Origin of the sequence: Dialister sp., assembly GCF_047832375.1 — a bacterium.
Taxonomy (GTDB): domain Bacteria; phylum Bacillota; class Negativicutes; order Veillonellales; family Dialisteraceae; genus Dialister.
Window position 1 is genome coordinate 2,779,890 of record NZ_CP181256.1, and the last position, 23,108, is coordinate 2,802,997.

General features: G+C 48.6%; 16 protein-coding genes. 7 read left to right on the plus strand and 9 right to left on the minus strand.

Features of this window, described 5'->3' with window-relative positions; all coding sequences use genetic code 11:
* Positions 1 to 390: 390 nt before the first annotated feature.
* Complete coding sequence (locus tag ACFWUL_RS10965; protein WP_416177318.1) at positions 391 to 2,211, minus strand: hypothetical protein; 1,821 nt, start codon at positions 2,209 to 2,211, stop codon at positions 391 to 393.
* 376 nt (positions 2,212 to 2,587) lie between these two features.
* Between ACFWUL_RS10965 and ACFWUL_RS10970 the strand changes: the two genes are divergently transcribed.
* The 6 genes from ACFWUL_RS10970 (at position 2,588) to ACFWUL_RS10995 (ending at position 9,603) form a co-directional block, all read left to right on the plus strand.
* Complete coding sequence (locus ACFWUL_RS10970) at positions 2,588 to 4,387, plus strand: sulfatase-like hydrolase/transferase (protein ID WP_416177319.1); 1,800 nt, start codon at positions 2,588 to 2,590, stop codon at positions 4,385 to 4,387.
* 28 nt (positions 4,388 to 4,415) lie between these two features.
* Entirely contained in the window at positions 4,416 to 5,615 is a 1,200-nt protein-coding gene (locus ACFWUL_RS10975; protein ID WP_416177321.1) for an O-antigen ligase family protein, read from the plus strand.
* A gap of 29 nt (positions 5,616 to 5,644) precedes the next feature.
* Positions 5,645 to 7,381 (plus strand): phosphoethanolamine transferase, encoded by a 1,737-nt coding sequence (locus ACFWUL_RS10980; protein WP_416177322.1) that lies wholly within the window; start codon positions 5,645 to 5,647, stop codon positions 7,379 to 7,381.
* A gap of 10 nt (positions 7,382 to 7,391) precedes the next feature.
* Complete coding sequence (locus ACFWUL_RS10985; protein WP_416177323.1) at positions 7,392 to 8,354, plus strand: glycosyltransferase family 2 protein; 963 nt, start codon at positions 7,392 to 7,394, stop codon at positions 8,352 to 8,354.
* A 73-nt stretch (positions 8,355 to 8,427) separates the two neighbouring features.
* Positions 8,428 to 8,598: a hypothetical protein gene (locus ACFWUL_RS10990; RefSeq protein ID WP_416177324.1), complete on the plus strand. Its 171-nt coding sequence runs from the start codon at positions 8,428 to 8,430 to the stop codon at positions 8,596 to 8,598.
* A 600-nt stretch (positions 8,599 to 9,198) separates the two neighbouring features.
* A complete protein-coding gene (locus ACFWUL_RS10995; RefSeq protein WP_416177325.1) occupies positions 9,199 to 9,603 on the plus strand; it encodes a glycosyltransferase in 405 nt (134 codons plus the stop codon).
* A gap of 137 nt (positions 9,604 to 9,740) precedes the next feature.
* On the opposite strand, the gene ACFWUL_RS11000 is transcribed toward ACFWUL_RS10995, so the two are convergent.
* The 6 genes from ACFWUL_RS11000 to ACFWUL_RS11025 all read right to left on the minus strand — a co-directional run bounded on the left by ACFWUL_RS11000 (position 9,741) and on the right by ACFWUL_RS11025 (position 16,321).
* Positions 9,741 to 10,496, minus strand: a complete 756-nt coding sequence (locus tag ACFWUL_RS11000; RefSeq protein WP_273185728.1) for an ATP-binding protein — start codon at positions 10,494 to 10,496, stop codon at positions 9,741 to 9,743.
* Between the two features lie 173 nt (positions 10,497 to 10,669).
* A complete protein-coding gene (locus ACFWUL_RS11005; protein ID WP_322350056.1) occupies positions 10,670 to 11,446 on the minus strand; it encodes an ATP-binding protein in 777 nt (258 codons plus the stop codon).
* Positions 11,436 to 13,007 carry an IS21 family transposase gene (gene istA / locus ACFWUL_RS11010; RefSeq protein WP_416176889.1) on the minus strand — a complete coding sequence of 524 codons (1,572 nt, stop codon included), beginning with the start codon at positions 13,005 to 13,007 and terminating at the stop codon, positions 11,436 to 11,438. Before istA (ACFWUL_RS11010) ends, ACFWUL_RS11005 begins: the two co-directional genes overlap by 11 nt.
* Before the next feature lie 164 nt (positions 13,008 to 13,171).
* Positions 13,172 to 14,725: an IS21 family transposase gene (gene istA, locus ACFWUL_RS11015; protein WP_416177326.1), complete on the minus strand. Its 1,554-nt coding sequence runs from the start codon at positions 14,723 to 14,725 to the stop codon at positions 13,172 to 13,174.
* A gap of 267 nt (positions 14,726 to 14,992) precedes the next feature.
* Complete coding sequence (gene pssA / locus ACFWUL_RS11020; protein ID WP_296955496.1) at positions 14,993 to 15,673, minus strand: CDP-diacylglycerol--serine O-phosphatidyltransferase; 681 nt, start codon at positions 15,671 to 15,673, stop codon at positions 14,993 to 14,995.
* Positions 15,674 to 16,321 (minus strand): phosphatidylserine decarboxylase, encoded by a 648-nt coding sequence (locus ACFWUL_RS11025; protein ID WP_416177327.1) that lies wholly within the window; start codon positions 16,319 to 16,321, stop codon positions 15,674 to 15,676. It lies immediately after the preceding gene.
* Between the two features lie 172 nt (positions 16,322 to 16,493).
* Here ACFWUL_RS11025 and ACFWUL_RS11030 point away from each other — a divergent pair, with 172 nt between their 5' ends.
* Complete coding sequence (locus ACFWUL_RS11030) at positions 16,494 to 17,726, plus strand: nucleotide sugar dehydrogenase (RefSeq protein ID WP_416177328.1); 1,233 nt, start codon at positions 16,494 to 16,496, stop codon at positions 17,724 to 17,726.
* 1,800 nt (positions 17,727 to 19,526) lie between these two features.
* On the opposite strand, the gene amrS is transcribed toward ACFWUL_RS11030, so the two are convergent.
* Positions 19,527 to 20,417: an AmmeMemoRadiSam system radical SAM enzyme gene (amrS, locus tag ACFWUL_RS11035; protein WP_416177329.1), complete on the minus strand. Its 891-nt coding sequence runs from the start codon at positions 20,415 to 20,417 to the stop codon at positions 19,527 to 19,529.
* Positions 20,418 to 21,206: 789 nt separating this feature from the next.
* A complete protein-coding gene (gene amrA / locus ACFWUL_RS11040) occupies positions 21,207 to 22,556 on the minus strand; it encodes an AmmeMemoRadiSam system protein A (RefSeq protein ID WP_416177330.1) in 1,350 nt (449 codons plus the stop codon).
* Between the last annotated feature and the right edge of the window lie 552 nt (positions 22,557 to 23,108).

The window sequence follows — 23,108 nt, forward strand, 5'->3', positions numbered from 1 at the left end:
GAGAAAGAACGGTCAGGGCGACTTCAGCGAGAGCCCCCTCCGCCATACGGGCACCTCCCCCATAGATGGGGGAGGTCAACGAATCGCGGTTTCGCCGCTGTTGATATCCTGATGTCTCCAACCCCAAAACCCCGAAATTGACACAGAAAAAGGCCCCTTCCTTGGGAAGGGGCTGCCCACCGGGCTGGGGTTAGCTGATGGGCACAGAAAGAAGCGCCGCAGGCCGAAGCCTCGCTGCCCCCTTTGGGGGAAGTCCCGCAAAGCGGGCAAGGGGGTGCATTTACGGCAAAGCCGCTACAGCCCTCGATCTCAACCTCGACCTCGATCTGACTCAAGGTGCATTTTGCGGCAAAGCCGCTGAAGGCCTCGATCTCGGTCTCGGTCTCGACCTCAATCTCCCTTCCCCCACGCCGGATCGTCGGCGATTCTCTTTTTCCTCTCGAAGGTGGTGGCGTTCTCCTTATTGATGGCGTAGTCCTTGGAGGAGAAGTCGTACTGGGAGTGGTAGAAGTTGGTCCTTGCCTGCCAGATGCCGGTGACCGTATCGAAGGCCATGTCGTTGGTGAAGACCGTCTGCTCGTGGGACTTCAGGGTGGGCATGAGGTCTGGATGGGCGGCCTGGTAGTCCGGCGACAGGTATACGAAGAAGGGGATGTGCACCATGTCGTAGTAGAAGGGGGAGGTGGTATGGTAGTGCTTCATATTTTCCCCGTGGTCCGAGAAGTAGATCATGGACTTCAGGTTCAGGTTTGCCTTGGCGTATTCGAAGATTTCCTTCATCACCCGGTCGTCGTAGGCGATGGTGAGGTCATAGTCGTGGTAAGGGTCCTCTTTGGAAATGCCCAGCTTGTCCCGGAGGTCCACCGGTACCCGGGCGATGTAGGTGTAGTGGCTGCCGTCGATGTTGATGAAGATGACCCGCTTCTTTGCCGGAGGCAGTTTCTTCAGTACTTCCAGGGTATAGCCGTCGTAATTCTTTTCCCAGTAGGAACCATCGCTGCGCTCAGCGATCATGGTGACGCCGGCACTGGACATGGAGCTCCGGTTATGGAAGGAAATCCAGTCCGTCCGATATCCCGCCACCTTCGCCACGTCCACCATGCTCACTACGTGCTCCAGGGACATGTCGCCGTACTGGTTGGCACTGGTCATGGCGTAGGACAGGGAGAAGAGGGTATTCGGGAAATTGGAGTACGCGTGGTAGCCCAGGGCAAAGTCCGGGGACTTCGCCATTTCGGAGAGCCAGGGCGTCGTATTCTCCGGGTAGTCCGGGGTGAAGGCCTTCATGTGGTCCCGGTTCGCGCTTTCCCCGATAATGACGATGTGGGTGCCCTCGTCGATGCCGTCACCGGGATCCGGCGGCACAAAGGCCATGGTCTTTACGTTCTTGTCCAGGTTATCGTTCAGCTTCTGGAGCAGCTGGTATTCGCTGCCCTTGGAATTCAGAGATTTGATGATGGACGCCGGGAAGACGTGGGTGATCTGGCGATAAAATCCGCCGAAGAAGAGGATGGAGATCACCGCCAGCCCTATGGTATAAGCCCGGCCGCTGCCCCGGAGGAAGGGACCCTCAAAGGACCGGGCCGCCTTCATCATGGACCGGGCGAGACCCACGGCACAGGAAATGACGATGCCCAGGGCAATCACCGCCATGACGAGATGCATGGGAGAACCCATGGTGCGGAAGAAATCCTTGATTTCCTTCACATGGGTGGAACGGACTGCCATCATGGCGAACATATCCATTTCTCCGCCGAAGAGCACGTAGTAGCCGATGTAGATGAAGGGGAGAAGCACCATGAAGAAGGTGTAAATTCCCGCAATCACCGTCCACAGGGAGCGGAATTTCTTCAACCTCGCCGTGAGGGCAGTGTACACATAGGGAAGTGCAAAGAGAAGAGCCCCCAGCACGTAGTAGTCACCGAGATGCTTCTTCTCCGGAAGGGACGCAAAGCCATAGGCCCAGGTAAAGGTCCCCGCCCACAGGATAGGCAAAATCACCGCCCAGGGGAGGAGCCGCTTCAGGTAGGCCCGGTTCATGGTGAGGGAAAGCCCGAAGGACACGATGAACATCACCAGGAGCGCCGCTCCCAGCCGGGGCTGCACGTAGCTGTGGATATCCGGAAAATCGCCGCCCAGGTGAAGAATCGCCATGATCACCACGGCGATACCCAGGGGCCAGAGCAAAGCATAAAAAATAGTCTTTTTCATAAAATGCCTCAATCTCAGATTTTTGTTTAAAACTTGTAAACAAAGTATAAATTTAACGTAAATTATTATATCACAAGTGACTGTCGGTCAGATAGTGGGACAGGGGTTCCTTCTATTTTTGATGGGCCGCTGGGGAGTAAAGTCAGGTTTTCGGCTTAGGTAAAGTAGAGAATGTATGACTTTTTAGCAGGGAATCTGTTTATTCCTATAGAGAATAGGTATTTTTACTTATATATCCATAAATTCCTTGCTTACTCTATAAATACAGTTATAATAAATAAGATATGCTGTATGGCTTTGAGATTCATTCTGCAGGTTGGGATAAAACGGATAACAGGACCTGTATAAAATTTACTGATAGGAACGGGAGTATTTTATGAAGAGTAAAGAAACAGGGAAATATGCTTTACTGGCTTTTGTCGCTATGGCATTGATTTATGGCTGGTTTGCCATGGTGGGAGTGACGGATCTGGGAAACTGGACCCATGGTCTCCGGAATATACTGGCAGGGTTTATTTTCGTTTTCATAGCGCAGCTGGTGACAGGAAGGAGCCTTCTCCATCCATCCTGGCGGCCGGGGCTCGTTATCTTTTATTTCTGGCTGGCAGCCTTCTCTTACATTGAAGTGAAGTCCGGCGGCACCTGGGGCATCCGGGTAGAAGCATTGAATAATGATGTGCTGACACTCATGCCAGTGCTGGTATTCACATTCCTGCTGGAATATTTCGGCTCCTTCAGCCGGAAAGTAAGACCAGTACTGGGATTATTTAACTTTCTGTTGATTGGATATCTGTCGCTCAGCACCTTTGTATATATCTCTTATTACAGAATTTTCGGCGCAGGTTTTACCTCTACGGATATGATTTCTGTATTGCTTACGAATAAAAAAGAAGCAATAGAGTTTCTGCAGTCTCATATGGGTTATGGTACGTTAGCTCTTGTGATTATTGCATTTATTTTGTACATGGCTTTTATAGCATTTCTTGTCTATAAGGGTATGAGAAAAGATGAAGTAGATGAAGATAGAGCCGTATCCATACTTCGTAAAGTGGTTTTGGGGATACTGGTTGTTGCATCTTTGGTAACTATAGCCCATTGGATTCCCAGAATTTACCCAGCATGGCCTTACCATGTGGCCCATAAATATCTGGTAAGAGCAAAAGCAGCCATGGCTAAACATAATGAAAATATGGAAAAGTTCCATTTTATTGGGAATACACCGGACAAAATGAAGGGAACAGTCATAGTTGTTATTGGCGAAAGTACAAATCGGGATCATATGAAAGCTTTTAATCCTTCCTATCCAGCAGAAACAACTCCGTGGCTTTCTTCTAAAAAAAATAATCCTGATTTTTACCTCCTTAAAAATACATACTCCTGTTATCCGCTGACAGAGAAAGCTCTTTCCATGGCGTTGACGAATCTTAACCAGTATAATGGAGTGGATCGGAATGATATGATAACGATCACGGATGTGGCTAATAAAGTTGGTTATAATAGTTACTTTATTAGCAATCAGGCTCCATCACCAGGAAATATGACATTAGCTCTTGTTTCTGGTTCATCGAAAAAGAGCTTCACTACCACTCATCCTGGCGGGGATGATATGAAGGTTATGGATTATCTTAAGACAGTTCCAACAACGGAGAGCAATTTCATTGTGATTCATCTGGAAGGAAGTCACGATCGGTATCGGGATCGGATACCACCTGATTTTGACAGAATTCATGTGGATGGGAATTCGAAAAAAGTCGATGATTATGATTCCAGCATTAAATATACAGATGAAGTGCTGAAGAATATATATCAGTATGCGAAAGATAATATGAATCTGCAGGCCATGGTATACTTTGGCGACCATGGAGAAGACATGGTTCGATTCCATGGGGATGGAAACTTCACATGGGATATGATACATTCCCCCTGTTTCGTTTATCTGTCATCGGAATATAAAAATAACCATTCCGCTGTGGCTAACAATCTAAGAGTAAATGAGAATCGTATATTTACCAATGATTTGGTCTATGACATGGTTTGTGGTATTATGAGAGCGATTAATAATGAATATGATACTGTATATGATATTTCCTCGCTCCATTATGGCCTGACTTGTGATAAGGCTGTTTCTAAAAATGGGGATGTGAAGATTCAAGAAGATCCAACAGCCTTAAAATAATTAAAGAAGTAAACAAAAGGGATTCGTTATGCAAATTGCTAAATTGAACGGCATTGCTGGGGTGGTAATAAGTCTGTTTCTTGTTATGTTATCGTGCCGTTTTACCGCTGCCTATTCCAGCTATGCATTTATAATTTTCGCTATATTTTTTATTGGTGATGCAGCTTTTTCTTATAAAAAGAGATGTCGTTTTTTACCAAAGGTTACGAAGCCATTCGTTTATATGGCTTTGGGGATCTTAGCTCTTTATTTTCTGTTTATCTTATCAGCAGTACTACATGAAGATTACCGGGATATATTAAAGGCTGTAGATCATTTTGCTTTGGTAATCCCCTTCTTCATGACTTGGTGGATTTCAGCAAAGTATCAAGTAGAAAAAGGAATCAGATGGGGGATTCTGGTTGGATTGGCGATTGCCTGTGCTATTGGTCTATACCAGTGGTATTTGCAACCAGGGATTCGAATTTTAAGTTCTTATGCTAATCCTAACCATTTTGGTACTATGATTAATCTTATGGCACCTTGTATTGTATATGCAGATATTAAAAATAAGGACAAATGGTATAGGATTCTATCTGTTATTGTTTTGGTATCTGCTATTGTCTGTCTTGTAATGACTCGTTCCAGGGGAGCACTTATTGCGCTTTCCGCATCGGTTATCATAGGCATAATAATAGCTGTATTTGAAACGAGAAATTTTATTTCACCTTTGGTAAAAAAAATAAGTATTATTGTGGTTGCTGCTACAATTATTTTTGCTGGTTTGGGTGCTTACTATATGCAAAGCGGTCGGCATGAAGTCAAACTGGGTGGAGAAAGAGGTCCGATGATTACAGCATCCATCCAGATGTGGGAAGAACACAAAATGATTGGTGTTGGTGCGGACCACTGGGAGGAAAACTATTACGGGAAATATCATCCTATAAATGTACATGAGCAGGGCCTTAGTATGCCCCATAACATGATGCTCTATTATATGTCTACCGGCGGAACTTTAGGCGGTTTTGGCTATTTAATCTACTTGGCAGCAACTATAGCAGGACTCTATGCAACTGTTAGAAAGCAACGCGATTATTATTGGTGCCTTTTAATTTCGATCATATTTTTATCGTTCTTTTTACAGGGAATGGTAGATACGACTATAATTAATAAAATTCCAAGTAGGATGTATTTCGCATTGATGGGGATTATAGCAGGTAGCATGCGATTAAAATCAAACTTAAAATAGAATAATTGAGTTTATATATGTGGGGTATCATGGTTGAGATTCTTCAAATAGTATTTGACCCTTTTATTATCAGTGCAATTATATATGGGTTTGCTATTATTGCAGGATGCACAAATCTATATAAATGGCGTGGGCTAAGAATAGGATTATTTGGTCTTATTTATATGGCTTTGTCATCTTGGGCTTCCGGCATTTCTTTTTTATCAGCAGATGGAGTGCTATTCGTCTTTCTTGTATTTTGTTGGACATTGCCTTTTGCATGGGTCAGGGGACATGCATTGTCACCGGAAGATAAGGATTTTTCTCGAATGAAGAGTGAGTATACATTCGGAATGGCATTTACTTCACTTGTTATGACTCTTCCTCGGTTTGGGAAATGGGGGCAGACTGCAGATTCAATCATAGTTCCGCTATTTATACTTTTTACCATTGTTTCTGTTGGGAGTTATTTATGGTATTTTTCAAAATATCATAATGTTTTCCAGAGTGGTGATATGATTCCTGTATTGCTTACAAATCCCAAAGAGGCAAGCGCATTCATCTTGGATGAAGTTGGGATCTTAAGGTTTTTTATGTGCTTGGCTACATGTATTTTATTGGTAGGAGGATTTTCTGCATATTATCTTGGGCTATCAATCAATTATTCAAAGGGTGGCTCTTTTTACGGGGCTTTTATTTTGAATCTGCTCTGTTTTGTGGTGTCATTAAAATATGTAATGTCCAGTTATCCTATAAAACACCTGAAAGAAGCTCGGAGAAGTATCTTAGCTATGAAGAAAATCAGCAAGGTTCATGGAGATAATATTAAAAAATTGGACGTTCACTTGGAGGATGGTCATCCGAGGACTACGGTCCTGATTATCGGTGAGAGTGCAAATAGGAATCACATGAGAGCCTTCAATGAGGGCTATTTTGCAGATACCACCCCCTGGGAAACAGAGATGAAAAAGGATTCACATTTTTATTTTCTGGATAAAGCTTATGCCTGTTTCTCGCAGACTGCACAGGTCCTATCCTATATGCTGACAGGGATGAATCAGTATAACCACCAAGGCCCTTCCTATATGGTATCACTGGTCGATGCAGCGAAAGCGGCAGGAATGGATACATGGTGGATAAGTAATCATGGGGCTAATGATACACTTACGGTTTCAATCGCTGAAGAAGCAAATCATCAGCTATGGACGGTTGCAAGGCAGGGGGATGATAGTCAGATTTTGGACCTGTTGAGCGCAATCCCGGATAAAGGGAACCATTTTATTGTTGTTCACCTCATGGGGAGCCATATTAGGTATAAGGATCGGGTGCCGAAAGAATATGTAAAAGAAATCGGCTCAAAGTTGGATAAGCCTCTTGATGATTATGATATGTCCATTATGTATACAGATTATATACTGCATGGGATATATGATTTTCTTATGAAGCGCATCCACCCGGATTCTATTATGTATGTTTCAGATCACGGGGAAGATATGAAATATACCCATGGAACAGGCCATTTCACATTTGACATGGTTCGTATACCATGTTGGATTTATGCTTCTTCAGAACTGAAAAAAAAGAGGCCAGAGCTGGATAAGCATCTGCGGGGAAACAGCCTTGGAGTATTTACCAATGACCTTGTATTTGACACGGTAAGTGGACTCATGGGAGTTAGGACATCTGCTTATTCCCCGCAATATGATTTATCTTCAGCTTCATATGACTTACCTGTTAAGGATTCTTGCACTATGCACGGAAAAGTAAAATTGGAATCGGATATGTAAAGGAGATAAAATGACTGAAGTTGCTGTATCCATTATTGTCCCAGTTTATAAAGCGGAGAAATATTTGAAGAAGTGCCTGGACACATTGGTCCATCAGACGGCGACTAATTATGAAGTGCTTTTAATTGATGATGGTTCCCCGGATAATTCAGGTAAGATTTGTGATTCGTATGCTGATAAGTACCCACGGGTTCGTGTATTTCATCAGGTTAATCAGGGAGTTGCAAAGGCTCGTGAATTGGGAATCAAAAAGGCTCAGGGGAAATATATTGTATGGGTTGATGCAGATGACTCAGCTGATTCAAGATTAGTAGAAGATGTATTAAAGGCTGTGAATAGAAGTCATGCTGATTTAGTTCTTTATGGTGTCCAATATCAATATCAGGGTGTTGTCACGAAGGAACAAATTCCGCAGGAAGAGGAAATCTCTGCTATGCGTCGCAAGTCCGTTACCGGTCAATACTCCACCCTTTGGAGGTTTGCTTCATTAAGAGATTTTTGGGTTGGAGAGCAGGTTCCGGAAGAAATGGAGCGTTCTGCAGAAGATGGGTATATGTCAATCCGCTTGTTTATAAAAGCTCGTCACGTTGAGACTATTCCCAAGGTACTTTACTATCACATCGGGGACAACCCTAATTCCATTCGGCATACTTGCGATGGGAAATATTATATGGGCAATTTTAGTATTTGGTATTATCGACTTCGTATTTGCGAGGAAAACTATAAAGATTTAATGAATCACTGTGCGAGCCGAGCATTATCAGGGGCTGTTAAGGCCTATTCAATATCTTTAGTGAATCATGACTTACCTGAAAACTTCATAGAGAAACTAGTTAAGGCTATTCGTGATCTGAGAAGATATCCCATTAAAGGGCGTTGGAGAGATAAATTCCTTGGCTGGTGTATATTGCATAATATGGATATTTTTTGTGTATTCTATGCTAGGCATAAAATTAGCAAGATGAAAAAATAATAATATAACATTGTTTATTAATAGAAGCTTGTAAATCAATAAGCCTGCAGTCATAGGATTTTAAAGGAGAATCATGAGGATTACAATAGCTCATTTTGGGACCCATTATGTGGATATGCCAGGAGGAGTAGAAAAGCTGACCTGCTACCTGTCCAGTGACCTTGTGAAAAATGGATATGATGTGACTGTACTGTATCGGGATGGTATAGAAGGGCAACCCCATTTCCCATTGATTCGAAGGTAAGGCAGCTCAATATTCTCTTTGAAAATGGACATAAAGTGGTCTTGGAAAAATTACCTTTTACCCTGCGGGTATATCGAGAATTGACTCGGCTTTTCAGTCAGAAAAAGGCGCAGGGCATCAATGCAGAATTTAAAGGAAGACAGTATGGTCCACGGATACGCCGATTCCTGAATGAATATCCGGCAGATGTCATTCTTTCCTGTTCTGCACCTTCTACGAAGTATGTAATTACTAATGCTGATTATCAGGGATCTGTAATTACCATGTTCCGTGGTGATCCGGCGGTGCAGATGCCCCTTCTTTCTGATGAGGAAAGGGAGGCAGTTGCTAAAAGTGCAGCTATCCAGGTTCTCTGGCCATCGAAGGTAGAAGTTGCGAAGAAATATTTTCCCGGCGTTCCGGTGGTGGCAATCGGAAATGCAGTCTTTCCAGCAGAGTACCAGGCTACTCCAGGGAAAGAAAAGGGAAAACACCTTATTTCCTGTGTAGGAAACGTATCTGGGAGGAAAAATCAGAAATTGCTGGTCCAGGCCTTTGCAACATTGGCAAATCGGTATCCGGACTGGAATGTAGAATTCTGGGGAGAGAAAAGTTCCCATTATGCCAAAAGTATGGAAGAGGAAATCAAAGCATCTGGGAGACCGAATTTTACTGAAAGGCAAAACAAACCACATCGAAGAGGTTTATTATCGGAGTGATATTTTTTGCATTCCCAGTACCAGTGAAGGATTTCCACAGGGACTGGCGGAAGCCATGTCGGCAGGGCTTCCTTGTATCGGGCTCAAGACCTGCGGTGGTACCAATGAGCTGATTCATGAAGGAGAAACTGGCTTTTTGGTGGATAATGAACAGATGTTATTATCCAAGGCCTTGTCTGCATTAATGGATGATGCAGATCTTAGAATCCGGATGGGCAAGACAGGTCGTGAACTAGTGCAGCAGTACAAGCCAGACTGTATGTGGACTATGTGGGAAGAGCTGATACACAAGGTCAGTAAGATTTGAATTGAAAAGCGGTATGTGAATATTCCGCAACAGGTGTACCGCCTATCCGAAAAAGCGGTACCGCCTTTCCGCGGAAAGTGTACCGCTTATCCGCCAAGGTGTACCGCTTATTCTTTAGGTTATGATGTTAAAATAATTTAGTCATTTTTCGCATCGGTGCTATTCAAATATTCTCTCATATTCATTGATCCGCAATTGATGTGGTAGGCATTGTGAATGATCCTGTCCATAATCGCATCGGCCAGAACCCCATCACCGAGGCGCGGATACCATTCTGAGCTTTTGTACTGGGAACAGAAAATAGTAGAATGGGCATCGTACCTGTTTTCCAAGATTTCAAGAAGATACTGCTGCTCCACTTCCGTCGGCATCTCGAGAAGCCATTCGTCGATGATGAGGAGATCGTAGCCGGAGAACTTCTTTACAATGCTGGCCACGCTCCGTCCGACTTCGGTTCCATAATTGAACTGTTCCATAAGCTCCGGCATGCGGAAATACTTGACCCTGTACAGATGGCGGCAGGCCTCTTTCCCTAAAGCACAGGCGAGGTGGGTCTTTCCTACTCCGGTAAATCCGTTGATGATCAGGTTCTTATGGCGCTCAATGTAACCGCAGCTGGCATAGCCAAGGATTTCTTCACGGCTGAATCCTCTTCCCTGCAGGATAAGGGTGTGAACATCGGCATCAGGATAGCGGAACTTAGCAATATGCGTAAGCCTCCGGATGCGATCATCCAATTTTACTGAATAGCATTCATCGATGGCCAGTGTCAGCCTCGAATCGAAGTCCAAAGGGGCATAAGATTCCAGATCACTCTGCTGGTTCTGCAGGGCTTCTACCAGAGGTTCCATTTTCATGTTGCGGAGTTTCCGCTGTGTTTCTTCATTGATCATTTTGTCTTTCCTCCATAATAGTCTGCGCCGCGGTGAATATTACGCCGTTTGAGAGCCACCCAATACGCGGTTGAGAGCCACCTTGGTGGCCTTGGTAAAAAAAGCAAATACGCAGATGAGAGCCGTCCGCAGTCGGTGGACAGTGGACGGCTCTCCTGCATTATCTATATTTGTTAGTCAGCGGCAACTTTTACTTTTGAACCCTTCATTTCTTCTTCAGCAAGCCGTTGGCGCATGGAAACTTGCCCTTGAATCTCGAGTTTATAGGAGCCTGGGATAATCCGGTCAAGAATGGCATCTGCCACGGCTCCGCCACCAAGCTGCTGATGCCATCCGGAATAGGACAACTGGGAGCAGAAAATCGTAGATACCTTTCCAAGTCTGTATTCCAGAAGTTCCAGAAGGCTGTCGCTTCCGTTCGCTTTAACGGGAAATAGCAAGAAATCATCAAGAATAAGGAGCCGAACATTCTGAAGCTTCTTCAGATAGTCTTTCTGCTTATTCTTGGATTCTGCCAAAGAATAATCCATGAAGAAATCCGGCAGCCGAAGATACAGAACTTTGTATCCGGCACGGCAGGCATTGAGGCCCAATGCATTGGCGATGAACGTCTTTCCGCAACCGGTGGCACCGCAAAGGATTACATTACGCTGTTTGTCGATATAGGCATTGGTTTTCAGATAGTTGATGAGATTCCGATCCAGGTGACGGTCAGGAAGATACTGAATCCCGGAAAGATCAGCCTGGCTGTCGGAAAAATGGGCATTCTTGATGAGCCGCTTCAGCTTATTGTTGAGGCGTGCATCGGATTCTTTGTCGACAATGAGTGTAAGGCGCTCATCAAAAGTCATGTCAGCATATTGTTCGGGGTTCTCAATCTGATCCATATAGGCTTTGGCCATGACGGACAATTTCATTTCCTGCAATTTACGAATAGTGTCATTCTTCATGGTGATCACCTCCATAGTAAGCGGCACCTCTTACGAAAGCATGGGAATTGTCGTCAGCATTACTTTGCGGGGCCGTCTGGCATTCGGATTCTTCCGGTGTAAGTCCAATATCCAGTTTTTCATCTAAAATGCCTTTGACCAGCTTGTAGCGGGGAACCGGCATTTTCTCCAATGCAAGGCGGCAAGCCTTATCCAAACGGTCGGTTCCGTATTTTTCACTGAGCTTCAAAAGCCCAATGCATCCTTTGTAAGCCTGTTCTTCTACACGGTAGCTGCTTAAGAGTCTGTTTACCACTATTTCTGCAGATGGACCGCATTTCTTAGCCCAACGGCGGAAACGGTTTCCATCCCACTGGCTGTACAGCTGATGATTGGGAGGCATGTGCTCTGTAATCGTATCATACTGTCCCCAGCGACCGGTAAGACGTCTGTGGCTGGCAATCCGGGTCCCTTCATAGTAAATTTCTACTACTTTGCTGGTGAGCCGGACATCGACTCTTTTGTGAACATAGCGGAAAGATACGGAATAATTCTGGTGATCTACGGTTATATGGTAATTAAGCTGCACCGTGGCTTTCCGCCATTCTGCATACTCATAAGGGAAACGGGGCAGCGGCTGGAGAAAAGGAAGCTCTTCGGTAAGAAATACGGAATACCGGCTTCCATCCTTCTTTTGGAAAGGCGCTTTGTTGAATTTCTTAAGCAGCCCGTCCACAGCTGAATTAATCTCATACAGGCTGAAAAAATGATGGTTGCGTAGCTTTCCGATGATGTGAGTGGTGAGCTGACCAACACTTCCTTCAACGGCAGCTTTATCCTTTGGCGTTAACACACGGGCTGGCAGAATCGTCATGCCATAGTGATCTGCCAATTCCTGGTATGCCTTGTTGACCACAGGGTCTTCGTATTTCCTGTTAGAAACGATTCCGGTCTTAAGATTATCCGGTACAAGAAGCCGCGTGGAGCCACCGAAAAATGCCAATGCGTGGATATGTGCCTGAATCCATGATTCCTCTTTCATATCCGGAAATACTTCGGCATAGCAGTACATACTGAAAGGCAGTGTACATACAAACATATATGTCTTAGATATCGCTCCTGTAACAGGGTTGTACAAAGGAATTGTAGTACCGGCCCAATCCACCATCAGTCTCTCACCAGGTTTGTGGTGGATATGCATGGTCAGGCGGTTGGAACTCACGTAATCCCGGTACTTCTTACAGAACTGTGTATAGCGGAAATAAAGCTTTCCCGTTTCACGACAATCCATCACATACTCTTCCCAAAGCTGTTTGAGCGTAACACCGTCTTTCAAAAGTTCTTTATGCACAAAGGCATAATCCGGAGGTGTTTGGAGAGATGCAGCTACATCATCCGGGAATAACTTCTGGTGAAGCACATCGTCAGGCAGCTCCGGCAATTTGCCAGGATCCAACCCCTGTACCTGGTATGCCGTAACAACTTTGGAAACTGTATTGCGGGATACTTGGAGCGTTCTGGAAATGGAGCGCTGGCTTTCACCGTGGAGAAAGTGAACTAAAATCTCTTTTTCATTAGCCATTGAAACCACATCCTTTCGTAGAACAAGTGGGAATATCTCCACAAGTCCATTGTACAAGGACAATTGGTGGCTCTCTAGCGCGTATTCAAACAAAAAAGCAGGTGGCTCTCACCTGCGTATTGGGTGGCTCTGAGGAGCGTATTGGGTGGCTCACTTGGTGCGTATTATTCACCGCGGATGTAAGCGCCTTTTTCGGAAATACTGTGTTTTCCGGTATTTTCATAACGGGCGGAATGTACGCCGTCCAGGATTTTGTCTTGATTGTTCCCTAATACAGCTTTAAGATAGTTGTAGCGGGGCGATGTTGTGTGGGCTAAAGCATACTGGCAGGCATTCTCGAAGCGGTCCTTCGGATATTTCTGACTGAGATGCAGAACGGCCAATGCAGCATTATAGCCCTGCTCTTTTATGGTTACACTGTCAAAAATCCTCCTGATGACTTCCGACGTACAAGGTCCGATCTTCTCTGCCCAGGCACAGATGCGGCCCTTGTCCATTTCCGGCTGGTTGAATGCATCCGGCATATCTCCCGGGCGTGTGGAATAGTGGTTGGTCATGTAGTCAGGAAATCTGATATGGGAGGCAATACGCCGGTTTCCGCAGTAGATTTCCACAAGTTTGTCGGTGTAACGGATGTCCACGGACTGCCCGCGGTATACGTAGGGAACGGAGTACCAGTTTTTCTTAAAGGAAACGTGGAAATTGGGATATACTTTCCTTCCCAGAATAACCGCGGCGATTTCATAAGGAGCTCGTGGAAGAGCCCGGAGATATTTCTTCTCGTCCAGCCATACTTCATAGCGGCTTCCCTGCCTTTTCTGGAAGGGCTGCCGGTTGTACTTATCTGTAGCAGTTACTACATCCTTCTGCAGCTCGCCAAGAGTGAAGTAAACCTTGTTGCGAAGACGGGCGATGATAGCGGTGGCAATATTTCCAACCGTATTCTCCACGGATGCTTTCTGCTTGGGCTTCCGCACACCGGCAGGCATAATAGCAGTTGAATAATGAAGCCCAAGTGCCTCATAGGCGTCGGTGAGAACCACTTCACCCTCTTTGGGATGCTTCACAACGCCGGTTTTGAGATTGTCACAGACTGTCCGCACAGGAACGCCGCCAAATGCCTCGTACATGTGAACATGGCACCGGAGCCATGTATCCATCTTCATATCCAGCGTGGCCTCCACGTAGGCATACCTGCTGTATGTGAGGCAGGAAACAAAGAGATGCACGGAAATGGTCGCGCCGGTGTCACGGTCGATGATCTGCATGGTCGGCCCGCTCCAATCGACCTCGCACTGGGCTCCGGGCTTATGCTCCAGATGATTGGTCAGGTCATGGGTTGTGCAGTACCGGCCGTAATCCTCACAGAACTTGGTATGCCCTACAGCAATGTTTCCATTCTGGTGACACCTGTCACGATACTCCGTCCAGAGCAATGAAAGAGTCACACCCGGCTTCTTGAGCTCTTCATGGATGGATTCGTAATCCGGCAGCTCGTACATGTCTGAACCTTCCGGCCGGTCAGGGAAGAAGAGCTTTTGCAGTGCTGCATCATCCAGCTTGCGGATGCCCGCATAAGTGATGCCCTTCTTCCGCGCCGTTCGCAGTACGGTAGTAATCGTACTCCTCGACATGTGACGGGAGCGGGCAATCTCATCTTGAGACATTCCGCGGTCATGGAGCTCCAGGATGAGCCGGATCCTGGCAAAATTGGCCATATTAAAAGGCCTCCTTTCATAGAACAAAGGGAAATACTATGTCCCTGTTTTCATTCTATGGCAGGAAGCCTAATATTAATATATTTATTAAAAGAATTTAGAAGTATTTTAGCTGGTATGTACACCAATAGTTCAAGAAGTTACCTAAAAATGGCAAGCGGTACACCTCGGCGGACAAACGGTACACCTTGGCGGACAGGCGGTACACCTACTGCGGAATACTCAGTATGAACAAATCAGTTCATACCGCTTTTGTTTTTCTGGTTTTCAGTTTTTCTTAAATTGCTTTCGATTTAGGAATGTATTCATCATGCCGAAGAGGATAAAGGCCGCAGATAAGGCTGCTGCCCAAATGGGCCAGTAAAAGAATGTGCAGATAATAAAAAATGCCAGACAAATAATGATGGCCGGCAAGTGCAGCTGGTCTGCACTTGCGCCCTTGTTATCGGGATAGTGGATTTCGCTGACCATAAGAAAGGCCAGGATGAGCACGCAGATTACGGCCAGCCAGTTCCAGATCTTAGCCCCCGAGAGGACATAGGATGCCACGATGATGCCGGTCATTGGGCAGGGGAGCCCTTCGAAATAACCGTGAACGCTGGTGACTTTTACATTGAACCGGGCTAGTCGAAAGGCACAGAATGTACCAAGCAGGGCGCAGGGGATGAATCCGAGGGGGCCCACTTCATGAAGCTGGTAGGCGTACATGAGGGCCCCAGCAGCGATGCCAAAGGAAATATCATCGGAAAGGGAATCCAGTTCTACTCCCATGGGACCAGCGGTATGCAAGGCCCGGGCCACACGGCCGTCCAGGGCGTCTGCCACCATGGCAATCAGAATGAACACAGCAGCGGTTTTAAAATTTCCGGATATGGACATCATGATAGACAGCCCGCCAAAAAATGCATTTGCCGCGGTCACTGTATTTGCTACCCATGATTTATTCACTTACTTCAGCCTCCCTACCACCGTGAGTCCGCCTTTCACCTTGTCTCCTTTTTTGACAAGGATGTCGCAGTCCCCGGGAATATAGAGCTCCGTGCAGGAGCCAAATTTAATCATACCGTAGAGTTCCCCTTTTGCCAGATGGTCTCCCAGATTCTTCCAGGATACCACCCGTCTCGCCAGGATACCGGCGATGAGAATGACCAGGATGGACCGTTTCTTGCCGGTAATACCGATGGCCCCCTGCTCATTGACAAAGCCTACTCCCTCTTTATAGGCAGGAAGGAATCGGCCCTGGGTATAGGACTGGTATTTAATATCTCCTTCCATAGGTGCCCGGTTGCAGTGGACATCGAAGATGGAAAGGAAAATAGTGATTTTGTGGCATTTTTCCCCAAGGAACATATCCTCTTCCACGTCATGGGATACATCCACCACCGTGCCGTCTGCCGGAGAGACGAGGACATCGTCGCCACCGGGAATTTTGTTATTTCTCGGTGGGCAGCGGAAGAAATAGGTGAAATAGTTGCACAGGATGAATGGAATCACGGCGATGTAGTACCATTTCACATAGCACAGAGCCAGTCCGAGAAGGAGCGTCGCAAAGATGAATGGATAACCCTCTGGGAGTATGATTGGTTTCTTTAGCATCGTTTATTCCTTCATAATTATGATATATAAATTTAAAAGACTAGTCCATATTATATCACATGACAGAGATGAAACGAATTGAACTGGAATTTTATTCAGCCATTATCCGGAATAGAATGATATAATGATATAAAATATACCATTTCTAATATAACCGACAGGGAGGAACAGTATGAATATAGCAGTAGCAGGTACGGGGTATGTGGGCCTTTCTCTGGCCACCCTTCTTTCCCAGCACAACCATGTGATGGCAGTGGATATCATTCCGGAAAAGGTGGACATGGTGAATCATCGGAAGTCGCCCATTCAGGATGAGTACATCGAAAAGTACCTGGCGGAGAAGGATCTGGACCTCACCGCCACCACCGACGGGGAGGCGGCCTATAAAGATGCGGAAATCGTCATCATCGCCACCCCCACCAATTATGATACCCAGCGGAATTTTTTCGACACCTCTTCCGTGGAGGCAGTCATCGACCTGGTAATGAAGGTGAATCCCCATGCCATCATGGTGATCAAGTCCACCATCCCCGTGGGATACACCGAAGAAATCCGGAAAAAAACGGGTTCGAAGAATATCCTCTTCAGCCCGGAATTCCTGCGGGAATCGAAGGCCCTCTACGATAACCTCTATCCCAGCCGTATCATCGTAGGCACGGATCTGGAGGATCCCCGGCTGGTGAAGGCAGCCCATACCTTTGCAAGGCTTCTCCAGGAAGGGGCCATTAAGGAAAATATCCCCACCCGGTTCATGGGATTTACGGAGGCGGAGGCGGTGAAGCTCTTCGCCAATACCTACCTGGCCATGCGGGTATCCTATTTCAATGAGCTCGATACCTATGCGGAAATGAAGGGCCTCGACACCCGGGAAATCATCGACGGCGTATGCCTGGATCCCCGGATCGGAGAATTCTACAACAACCCCTCCTTCGGCTACGGCGGTTACTGCCTCCCGAAGGATACGAAGCAGCTCCTGGCCAACTATAAGGATGTGCCGGAAGACCTCATCGAAGCCATCGTGAAGTCCAACAGCACCCGGAAAGACTTCATCGCCGACCGGGTCCTGGCGGCAGCAGGCTACTACCACGCCGGCAGCGAGTACGACGAGGCGAAAGAAAAGCCTGTCACCATCGGCGTGTACCGGCTCACCATGAAGTCCAACTCCGATAACTTCCGCCAGAGCTCCATCCAGGGCGTCATGAAGCGGATCAAAGCCAAAGGGGCGGACATCATCATCTATGAGCCCACCCTGGAAGACGGAAGCACCTTCTTCGGCAGCCGGATAGTCAATGACCTCGATGCCTTCAAGAAAGAAAGCCGCGCCATCATAGCCAACCGCTACGACCACGTGCTGGACGACGTGAAAAATAAAGTCTATACAAGGGACCTCTTCGAGAGGGACTAAAGAAAAAAGACGCTGCGAAATGCAGCGTTTTTTTTAGGTGCTGGTGGCTAGTGGCTGGTAGCTGGGCGATCAGCCGCTCCGTGGCAGGTGACGTATGGCTATGCAGCGTGGGGATGGGCAGGGGCTTCCAGCTGTATTTTAAGAATTGAGTGAAACATTGAGGCCTGGCGATTGCTCCGCCAATGCCACCCCTTAGCCTGCTTCGCAGGATCTGCCTCTGCGAGGCAGATCCATCCCCTGCCCTTTGGGCTGCCCCCTTCTCTAAGGGGGCACGTACTTATGGTTATTCTCTCTATGTGAGATAATCCCAAAGCATGCAGCCCCTTGGAGAAGGGGCGCGCCAAAGGCGGAGGATAGATGCGCCGGAGGCGCTGATGGAGACGCCGCAGGCCGGATTCATACGGCGCCAGCCGCCATGGGATAGTCCCCCTTTATCAAAGGGGGATGTCACGCAGTGACAGAGGGAATCTGGCGGGCTCTGCGGCAAAGTTGCTGGACCTCAACTCTCTTTCCTCAAATCTCAATTCTGCTTTTACCCCCCCGTCACGGTCAACTATCTGAGAGATCTCTCGACTCATCGAAGCTGTAGCGATTCTAATGGATAGAGTCTTTAGGCACATTAACCACCGCTCGAGATGACGAGTTAGGGGGAGAGGCAATTGTGCGCAGAGCCGCTGATAGGCAGCCTCCTTCCTCGGGAAGGAGGTGGCGCCGAAGGCGACGGAGGTTAGCGGATGGAGGCGCCGCAGGCGGGGTTCATACGGCGTCAGCCGCCATTGGATAGTCCCCCTTTCTCAAAGGGGGATGTCACGCAGTGACAGAGGGATTCTGGTGGGTTCTGCGCCGCAGGCGGGACCTCAATTCTCTTTCCTCAAATCTCAATTCTGCTTTTACCCCCCGTCACGGTCAACTATCTGAGAGATTTCTCGACTCATCGTAGCTGTAGCGGCTTTTATGGATAGAGTCTTTGGGCATACTTACCACCGCTCGAGATGACGTTATACGGTAAGTGTCAGATAGTACAATAATGGAATCGCTGGCTTTATCTGACGTCTGATTGTCTGATGTCTCCGCCGCGAAGCGGCTATACACCTTGATCTAGGTCTCGGTCTCATTTGACGGAGGTTAGCTGTTGGAAGCGCCGCAGGCTGGATTCACACGGCGCCAGCCGCTATTGGATAGTCCCCCTTTATCAAAGGGGGATGTCACGCAGTGACAGAGGGATTCTGGTGGGCCCTGCGCCGCAGGCTGGAACTCAACTCTGCTTTTACCCCCCGTCACAGTCAACTATCTGAGAGATCTCTCGACTCATCGTAGCTGTAGCGATTCTTAAGGGTGGAGGAATATGGGCATACTTACCACCGCTCGAGATGACGTTATACGGTAAGTGTCAGATAGTACAATAACGGAATTGCTGGCTTTATCTGACGTCTGATGGTCTGATGTCTCCGCCGCGAAGCGGCTGTACGCCTCGATCTCGGTTTCGATCTCGGCCTCATTTGACGGAGGTTAGCTGATGGAGGCGCCGTAGGCTGAATCTCAACTCTCAAATCTCAATTCTGCTTTGTCCCCGTCATAGTCATATCTCTGAGAGATCTCTCGACTCATCGTAGCTGTAGCGATTCTTGACTGTAGCGTCATACAGCATGTCCACACCGCTCGAGATGACGTTATACGGTAAGTGTCAGATAGTACAATAACGGAATCGCTGGCTTTATCTGACGTCTGATTGTCTGATGTCTCCGCCGCGAAGCGGCTATACGCCTCGACCTCGGTCTCGATCTGACCTGCTGCCGCAGGTCAATTCCTCCACCCATGCAGCAGCAGGTCTTCCCCGCTCAAGTTGCCTATGCGGACCCGGGTGAGGTGCTTCCGGGCAATCCGGCCGAGGGAGACCAGGGTGCTGATGGGGGTGGGGCCCCGGTCTACCATGCGGTACCGGGGGAAGAAGCGGGTCATGTGGAGGGGTATGTCCTTGTCCACCGACGCGATCCAGGATGCCATTTCCTCCATTTGTCGGGGGTCATCGTTTTCTCCGGGGATCACGAGGTTTGTCAGTTCCACGTGGCTCACTTCTGATGCCATCTTTATGGTGCGGAGGACGTCGTCCCTGCCTGCACCGCAGATGCTGCGGTAGAATGTGGGGTCCCAGGATTTCAGGTCTATGTTCCAGGCATCTATATAGGGGAGGAGGTCCGTGAGCGGCTCTTCGCTGATATAGCCGTTGGACACCATGACGTTCACCATGCCCGCCTTTTTGATGAGGGGCGCCGTGTCCCGGATGAATTCGAAGGACAGGGAGGGTTCGTTATAGGTCCAGGCCACGCCGATGTTCCCTTCCACCTGGAGGGAGGCCGCCAGGCGGAGCACCTGGTCCGGCGTCACTTTCCGGGACTCCGGCTCTTTCTGGGAGATTTCCCAGTTCTGGCAGAAGGCGCAGCACATGTTGCACCCCCAGCTGCCCAGGGAAAGGATGCGGCTTCCGGGGTGGAAGAAGGCGAGGGGCTTCTTCTCGATGGGGTCCAGGGCGGCGGAGGTCACCAGGCCGTAGGTGAGGACCTTCAGCTGGCCATGGTCGTTCCACCGGGTCCGGCACCATCCCTTCCCGGACGGCGGGATTCGGCAGTGATGGGGACAGAGCCCGCAGACCACGGTGCCCTTGTCTTCTTTCGTATAATAAGCACTTTCCATGGAAAACACCTCTAGATAATTAGGAATTAGGAATGAGGAATGAGGAATGGATGTGCGCCGCAGCAGAAAAATAGGCGGCGCGGAGTTTGTATTACGCCGATCCTTAATTCTTCAACAACTAATTTGTTGAATTGCACAAATGTTCGAAATAGAATATAATACATGTAAGGCAGCAGGTACGTGGCTTTTCCTCTTCACTATCCATGTGGGGAGGTGATACTATGAGCGATTACGAAATCTTGTCTTTGATGATATCTTTCGGCATGCTTGTAGCATTCATCATGTCTTCTAATAAGAAGTAACACATGAAAAAAGCCATCCCAAATGGCTTTCGGAAGGCTTTCTTCAAACACAATATAGTTGAGGGAGCCGTTCCGTCTAGCCCACGGAATTGTACCGGCTGTCTCTTTCTATTGGTATTATACCATGAAAAATGGGAAAAATAAAATGTAATCTGAGTCTGAAGGGCGGGGGACCGGTGAGCGTGCAGGGGCTTTTAGCTTCTAGCTGTTAGCAGCTAGGAAGTCTGATTCGCCTGCGGCGCTACCAACAGAATCCCTCACCCCGGTGGGGAGCTCCCTTCGGAGAAGGGAGCCTTGTGCAGAGTCAATTTCACGTTTTTGGGGCAGAGTCATCAGAATTCCAACGGCGGCGGAGCCGCTGTCCAGCTCAAGGCTCAAGGCTAAAGGCTCAAAGCCCCGCATGTATGGCTTTACGCTTATCCACGGTTACCGCCGCGCAGCGGCTGGACCTCAACTCTCAACTCTCAACTCTCAACTCTCAACTCTCTCAATAATACCTCTTCACCCGGAACCGATACAGCTGTACCGGTTCGTCCTCTCCGATGTCCGCTTTCCGCTTGGCAATGGCGATCTGTTTCTTCACCGTGTCCACCCCTTCCAGGTCAGGCAGGAGGAGGCCCCGGCGGGCGCCCCGTTCTACGAGGACTCCGTAGGTCTTCGGGTCCAGGTCCTTTTCTTCGCAGGGCTCCGGAGTGTCCAGTACGTCCACGGAGATGGAGAGGTCCGGCAGTTCCCGGGAAACGATGGGCGGGAACCGGGGGTCATTAATGGCGGCGGCTTTGGCGTTGTGGATGATTTCTTCCGCCACATTTTTATAGCAGGGAAGGAACGTACCGATGCAGCCCCGGAGGGCGCCGAATTCATGGATGGAGACGAAGGCACCGGCTTTGCCGGAAAGTTCCGGCGGCAGGCCACCGGGGACTTTCATGAGCTTCCCGGTCTCCAGGTAGTGCCGGATGCTTTCTTTGGCCAGCCGTACCCGGATGTCGCTTTCCGGCTTTTCCGGTTCTCCTCCTTCCGGCAGGTACAGGCATACCCCGTAGCCTACGCCGAAGGGACCTTCGTGGGAAATATAGGGCATTTCCGCCTTCTTCTTTCCCAGGATGCCGAAGAGGAAGTACACCGACGGCAGGCCGCACATGGCGATTTCTTCGATGAAATCGTCGGTCATGGATGTGAGGGGCCTCTTGTCCCGCCGCTTCAGGGCGTCCATGACCGCCCGGTCGAAGACGATGCCCTTGGGGGTGTAGCCGTTCGGAGAATTGGGGGCCATCTTGTGGGACAGGTCTCCTGAGGCGATGACGCCGATCTTTCTCCCCAGCCGGGCGGCGGAACGCTCCACGATGGTGCCCAGGATTTCATTGAGCTCGTAATTGGAGAAGCAGGGAGACAGCATCACTGCCCGGCCCTGGAATCCCGCCTTCAGCAGGTAGTACATGGGCACAAAGGTGCCCCAGTCCACGGTGAGGGATCTCCTGTAACGGGCCGCTTCCGCCGCATCCACCCGGTGGAGCGGGATCAGGGGCTCCGCTTCCTTCAGGATGGCTTCCGACAGCATGCGGTCAATGGAAAGTTCCATGGATACTTCCGGATGGCCAAAGGCCGAGAGACTGCCGGAAATGGCGTCAGCAATAAAGAGGGCCGGCCCGTCGTAGAAACAGAGATTGTGGGGGGAAATGACCACCACCGTCTCTATGCCGCTCTCCACCATACGTTTCATGGCTTTTTCTTCCGTCTCAATGGTGAGGGCCATCTTCGAAAGCTCCCGGCCCCCGATTTCGGGAACCATAATGGGAGGATGGGGAAACAGCCCCGCCCCTTTGCAGGTCGTATCCATAAGAACCGCTTCCTTTCTGTAAAATACAATCTTCCATTTATAAGTGTAGTAGCTTTGGAAGGGGAATGCAAAGGGGCGGTTGGGGAAGTGTGCGTGCGAACGGGCGGGGGCTTTTAGCTGTATTTTTAAGAATTGAGAATTGAGTGAAGAGAATTGAGGCTGCCCACCAGCCGCTTTGCGGTAAATGCACCCCCTTGCCCGCTTCGCGGGACTTCCCCCGGAGGGGGCAGCGAGACTCCGGCCTGCTGCGGAGGCACTTTCGCGTTATTTGTGTGGAGTCGTCAGGATTCCAATGGCGGCGAAGCCGCTGATGGATGCGCGGACAGTGGGAGCAACTTTAGCGAGAGCCCCCTCCGTCTCGCTTCGCTCGCCACCTCCCCCATAGATGGGGGAGGTCGGACATTGGCGGCAAAGCCGCTGTAAATTAGCCTCCTTCCCTGGAAGGCGAGGGTCCTGCAGAGGACCCTCGAGCCGGACCCACGTTGATCGGCCAGCCGCCCAAAAGGAAAGCACTTTAATGTGCAGTATAAGTGCCAACTTGCGGCTGGCTTG